Source organism: Microbispora sp. CSR-4 (assembly GCF_008033685.1).
Lineage (GTDB): Bacteria > Actinomycetota > Actinomycetes > Streptosporangiales > Streptosporangiaceae > Microbispora.
Window position 1 is genome coordinate 1 of the sequence record NZ_VJVX01000123.1, and the last position, 6,153, is coordinate 6,153.

The 6,153-nt window shown below is 62.0% G+C and carries 2 protein-coding genes, 1 tRNA gene and 1 pseudogene; 2 read left to right on the forward strand and 2 right to left on the reverse strand.

Annotation, left to right across the window (positions count from 1 at the left end; genetic code table 11):
* Positions 1–283: 283 nt before the first annotated feature.
* Positions 284–910: pseudogene (locus tag FLV34_RS43565) on the forward strand (recombinase family protein); the annotation flags it as partial.
* Between the two features lie 97 nt (positions 911–1,007).
* Here FLV34_RS43565 and FLV34_RS41020 read toward each other — a convergent pair.
* Positions 1,008–1,634: a hypothetical protein gene (locus FLV34_RS41020; protein WP_187280862.1), complete on the reverse strand. Its 627-nt coding sequence runs from the start codon at positions 1,632–1,634 to the stop codon at positions 1,008–1,010.
* Between the two features lie 143 nt (positions 1,635–1,777).
* Positions 1,778–1,848: transfer RNA gene (locus tag FLV34_RS38575), tRNA-Arg, on the reverse strand.
* 1,083 nt (positions 1,849–2,931) lie between these two features.
* On the opposite strand from FLV34_RS38575, the gene FLV34_RS38580 reads away from it, so the two are divergent.
* A complete protein-coding gene (locus FLV34_RS38580) occupies positions 2,932–5,922 on the forward strand; it encodes a helicase-related protein (protein ID WP_369074166.1) in 2,991 nt (996 codons plus the stop codon).
* Positions 5,923–6,153: the final 231 nt, after the last annotated feature.

The following is a 6,153-nucleotide window of genomic DNA, read 5'->3' on the forward strand; positions in this document are numbered from 1 at the left end:
GAGACAAATGATGCTAAAGTGAATATCGAGGCGATTACGGCTTAGAAGTTCGCCGGATTACGAGTGGTCTTCTCATACACCACGATCATGGACGCGGCCGGCACTGCCGCCCGGCGCCCTGATCGTCGCTCACTTCTACGACATCGAGTCGGGCCGCAAGAACCTGGAAGACCGCGGCCACAGCACCGCCCACGAGCGCTTCACGATTCCCATTCCTCGGGATGGCGGGATTCAGGACCTGCTGGCCGAAGCCGCCCGGCCGAACCGCCGGTTCGACGCGGTCATTTGCGAGTCCATCGACCGGATCTCTCGCCGCACGTTCTACGGGACGAAGATCGAGCATGAGCTCGAACAACTCGGGGTCGCTCTCTTCGCGGCCGACGAGCCGATCACGCTCAACGGCAAACGCGCCACGGCCATCCTCACCCGCCGGGTCAAGCAGGGCATCGCCGAGTGGTACGCCGTCCAGATGATGGAGGCGTCCTGGGACGGCCTCCGCACCCACACACAACAGGGCTGGAACATCGGGCGCCCTCCGTACGGCTACCAGGCGGAGAAGGTCCCACATCCGGTCCCGGCCAAGGCGGCGGACGGCAAGAGCAAGACCAGGTTGGTGCCCGACGCGCTGCGTGGCCCTGCCGTCACGCAGATCTTCGTATGGCGGGTGATGGAACGGCTGGGGTATGGCGACATCGCCGACCGGCTCAACGCGGACCATGAGCGCTATCCACCGCCTGAATCGCTGAACCCGAACTTCCGGGGACGTAATTCCTGGTCTCGGTCCGGGATCCGGGAGATCCTGCTCAACCCGAAGTACACCGGTTACATGGTGTGGAATCGGAAGGCAACCACCAGCCGCCGAGGCACGAACCGCAGCATGCTCAACCCTCCCAGCGCCTGGGTCTGGTCTGAGCACCCGACTCATGAGCCTCTGATCACCCGGGAGATCTACGAGAGCGCCCAGAAGGTCGGCCGGACGCGCAACACGTCGCATTCCGGTGCTCAGCTCAACAGGCACTCGCAGGCGCGCCGAACGTACCTGCTGAGGTCCTTCGTCCATTGCGATCTTTGCGACCGGCGCATGTTCGGCCAGACCGACGCGCCGCAAGGCCCAGGATGCCTACTACGTGTGCCAGCCCGACCGCAACCATCACGGCCGGGAGGACCGTTTTCCTGGCCACCCAAAGGTTGTCCGCGTTCGCGAAGACGTGCTTGTTGACGCAGTTCATGATCTGTTTCAACGACGCGTCTTCGGCCAACAGCGGCATGAACTTCTCGCCGCCGACCTGCCGGAGAACAGCCGCCAGGCGGAGGAGGAGTGGGAGTCCCGGTGCCGTGCGCTCAAGAAGAGCATCACCGAGATCACGCGGAGGCAGGACAGGCTGATCGCTCAGATCGAGGACACCGACGCGGACGACGCGTTCTGCCAACGTCTGCGGGCCCGCTTCACGGAGCTGGAAGGCGAGCGCCGGATCAAGGCGGAGGAGCTTGCCGATGCCGAGGGGAGTCCGCCCGCGCGCGACCACCAAGCCGGCCTGCTCCACATGATCCCCATGCTGCAGACGAAGATCGCTGAGCTGCCCGAAGAGCTTCAGCGCGAGCTGTTCACGGCCTTCCATCTGGAGATCCGCCATGACGCCGGCCGTGGGGTGGCGTTGATCCGAATCACTCTGGACCACGAGACGATCAAAGGAGTCGCGGCGATGGCAGAAGAACTTCCCGGAAACGAAAACAGGCGCCTGCCGGAGGCAGGCGCCTGTGCCGAAGATTTGGTGAGTGCCCCCGGCAGGATTCGAACCTGCGGCACCCGCTTTAGGAGAGCGGTGGTTCAAGTACCACTCTGGAGGCCTGACCAGCGTAAAAGCTCCTACGACGACCACGAGGTGCTTGATCATCCCGCACATGCTCCGCTCTGGGCGGGCTGGTGACTTAGTCAACCACCAGAAGACACCGGGACTCCGGAGAGTCAGGTGCCGTAGGGCAGGGCTGGAGCACCCTCGCAGTACAGACGCTGTTCACGGTCAACCAGTGGCCCGACTTCGCCGTCTCATACTGGCCCGGCTATTTCTCGGGCGCGGGAAACGGGAGGTCTATGGAGGTAAGTGCCGAGCGGCGGCCTGGAGGTATGTGCCGATTGATGCGGTGCCGAACGAGCACGACGCTGGGATGGTGCGTCGCCATGTTGCCTCAACTGTGGCCGTCGGCACGGCGTGCTGGCAGGCCATCGTGTACCCATTCCTGCCGACCTCGCGGAGGCTAAGCGGGACCGCTCGAATAAGGAACAGTCAACACCAAACCGGTCAAAATGCCACCAGATCAGCATGAAACGGAGAAAGTTTCCCCTCGGAGCCAGACTGCCGGATTGAGGTTGCAGTGACCACCACCCACACCTGCATCCCCGCCGCCTGTTACTTGGCCGTTGCCGTCGCTGAACTCCCACTGCAGATGGGCTCTACAGGGCTATGGCCTGGGAGTTCGCAAGTTCATCCAGGGAACGACACGAATGAGTCACACGTACTTCGGCATCCTTGGGGTGATCGTTATCAATAGGCAGCTTGACGGATCACCATTCCGTCACCTAGGTCCCGTAGGTAGAGGAGTGCGCCAGATTCGACGATTGCAGCCCCCTGCTCAGATAGCCGTGCCGTGTGTCACCTGGCCCTGGGCTTCGCTGCTATTGACTAGCACGGGGACGAGATGACGATCGAGTTGCCAGCCAAGGGCCGGCAAGTACGTGTCGATGGTGCTCTGGTGACGGTAAGGGATGCCGATTGGGCTGGGGATGGGGCAATCGAACTGCTCGTTATCGACCCTGAGGGCAACCCTCGCCGAGTACTCCTTTCTGAGCAGCAACTCGTTGCTGGACTGGTGCCTGCTAATGATCGAGGCGGTGACCCTGCTCGGGCCCTTGCGGGGCTGTGGGGGCGCTGGATGCAGCACGCTGTGCCCCGGATCAGATCCGCGGTCCTGGCTACTCGCCCTCTGCGTCCGTATGCCCATCAAGATGACGCTGTCCATGGGCACATGCTCAGCCAGCCCCGTCTGCGATTCCTTTTGGGGGATGAGCCTGGAACGGGGAAAACGATCATGGCGGGGATGTATCTCACTGAGGGACGCAGGCAGGGCTTGATTCAAGGGCGATCCGTAATTATCGTGCCAGCGCATTTGGTCACAAAGTGGGAACGGGATCTGCGTCGCCTGTTTGGTGTGGAGGCCCGGCGTATCACTAACGAGATCGCTGCCGACCCAGCTGATCTTGACCCTCGTTACGACACCTGGGTCGTCTCAGTCGATCTGTTTACCCACAATCCTGATGTGCGTCGCAAGGTCGCTGGCCGTCGCACCTCCTGGTCGTTGGTGATCTTCGATGAGGCGCATCGGTTGACCCCTCCCAGCCAATCTCTTGCTGCCGCTCGGGAGGCAGCCGTACGAACTCACCACCTGTTGCTGCTCACCGCCACTCCGCACCGGGGTAAGGAGCACTATTTTCGTGGACTGATGAACCTGCTGGATCCGACACTGTACCCCTGGGAACCACGCCAGACCAGCTACGAAACCGCGCTGGTGCCCAGCAAGATGTCGTTCCTCCGGAGAATGAAAGAGGACCTTGTCGATCACGACGGCAAAAAGCTTTTCCCGCCCAGGTTCTCTGAGACCATTTCCGTCAGGTTGAACCCTCACGAGGCTGCAGCGTATGACGCAGTAATGCATTACGTTGAAACCTTTTACGCGGAAAACGCTACCCTGGCCCGTTCGATCTACGGCAAGCGTGTGGCCTCGAGTTTGCGAGCTGCAGCCGAGACGATCAGCCGGCGTGGGGCGGCCTTAAAAGGGGCAGCGCATGAGCGTGGGACCCTGGTAGTACCTGAAGACCTACTGGCTGGTGGCGGTCTTGGTGCGGCCGCAGATGACGACGATACCTGGGCCAGGGCAGAAAACGCACTCGTGACGTCCCGCACACGGGATAAGGGTGCGGAACTCGCTCGTGTCAATGATGTGCTGAGCACTCTTCGCCATGCCGAGCAGGCCGCCCCTCCGGCAAAATGGACGGCGCTACTGAAACTTCTGGATAAGCATGGGATCACTCCTTGTCAAGGCCAACTACTGGTGTTCACCGAGTTTGCTGATACTGCACGCTGGCTCCATAGTCGATTTGAGGACGCCGGATTCAGTACTGAGGTTCTTGATGGTGCCGTTGATCACCGCGCCCGAGACGCTCTTCAGGAGCGATTTTTGGCAGGGGAGTTTCAGGTCCTGGTGTCTACTGACGCCGGCGGTGAGGGCATTGACCTGCAATCGGCGAATGTGATGGTCGACTGGGACCTGCCGTGGTCGATGGTGCGTCTTGAGCAGCGGATGGGCCGCCTGCACAGGGTGGGCCAGCGTAACCCGGTTCATGTCTACCATCTAGTCGCCCCGCATACACGCGAGGGCCGTGTTCAAGAAGTTATGCTGCAAAACCTGGAAAGCGCGGCCGAGGCGTTAGAGGGAAAGGTTTACGATCTGCTCGACGCCACAGCCGCCGGCGCCGGATTCGACTGGGGCAAAGCCATGGTTGACGCCCAGGCTGGCCGTGAGGTCACCATCCCTGAGACCTCTGCACTCATCGAGACTGCCCGAGTTCTTGTCGCAGATGAGCGCGCACTCAGTACCCCGGCGAATGTCACCGATGCCTTGGAGCGATTCGCCGCAGACCGTCTTGAGGCGATTAACCCCGTCATCGTCGATGCGATGGTTGAGCAACTCGCACGCAGCTCCGCTTGGACGATCGATCCTGGTCCTGCGAAGGGCATACGGCACCTCCGCGCGGGCGATGGAGAGACGCTCCCCGAGGCATTGGGTGGCGGTGGCCAGGCCTATGTAGCTGCCGATGGGGCCTCAGTTCGACAGGCCATCAACGATGGTGCTACCGGGATGGACGATGTCATCGTTCTGGGGCCTACAGAAGAGCCATTCCAGCAGCTCGTTGCACATGCCCTCACTGTGGGAGAGGAAGATCTTGTCCGCGGTACCACTCTTGTGGACAGCGCCTCCCTCACCTCCTACGTACTCGCGCTGTTTGATGCCGATATTCAGCTCCATGACGGCGCCGGGCGAACTGTCCGTAAGGCCCCGCTGCTTATCCGCTGCTCGGGCGGACACGCCCTTCCCGTGGCGTGGGAGTCCCTCATGACACTGCGTACGCCTCTCCCGACCGACCCCGCTCCAGCGGGACCTACCGCTCTACCGCCTGCCACCACGCACGACGCCACGGATGCTGCCAGGGCCGAGTTAACTGCGCAGGTCAGTGCCTTGATCAGTGAACGACAGGCGTGGATCAAGGCCGCCAGGGTTCAATTGGACGCCACGCAGTACAGGTTCGAGGAGTCGATCGCCGATCGACCTCTCGCAGAACGCGTACAGCTTCTTGGCCAATTCACATCAGCCAAAGCTCAGCGCTTGTTCGTACTGAGCGACATAGCGCAGGTAAACGCTAGCGCCGTGCGACTGGTCGGCTGGGTGTTGGTCACTGGTGCTGCTCGGGCCGACCAGTTGGGCTACGACCCGGACGCCGAGAAGGTTGCGATCGCGACCGTCGTCAGAGAGTTGGAAAGGCGCGGGTTCGATGTAGATGACCGCCAGACTGCTGGCCTCGGCTACGACCTGTACGCCCGGCATCGTACGACCCGTGAGCAGCGCTTGATCGAGGTCAAGGGAGTGCAAGGGGCTCTACGCGCGGTGTGGCTTGAGCAGAACGAGTGGGCCCAAGCCCAGCAACGTGGGCGGGAGTACTGGCTATATGTCGTCGACTCTTGCGCAACTGGTGCAGTCATCCGCCTCCGTCAGCAGGATCCCGCCTCCGTGCTCGGTGGTCCACGGCGGATCGAGCGCTTCCAAATCCCCTTGTCCGAACTGAAGAGATTGATCGGAGCTCAGGCATGACCACCTCGTTTACCGCTACCACCGCCGGGGTGAGCGGTACAGGCGGCCTCATTGGCAGAGCTGCACAGCCGACTACACGCCTGATCGACAGCTGGTTCCCCTGCCCGGAAGTAGATGTGGCGGTCGGCACTCCAGGGCTGAAGCGTTCTCAGGTTGTGAGACCGAGTAGCTGAAGTGCATCGGTGGGGTGGCTGCGGTAGTGGTCGGTGGCGGCGGCGATGTTGGTCCAGC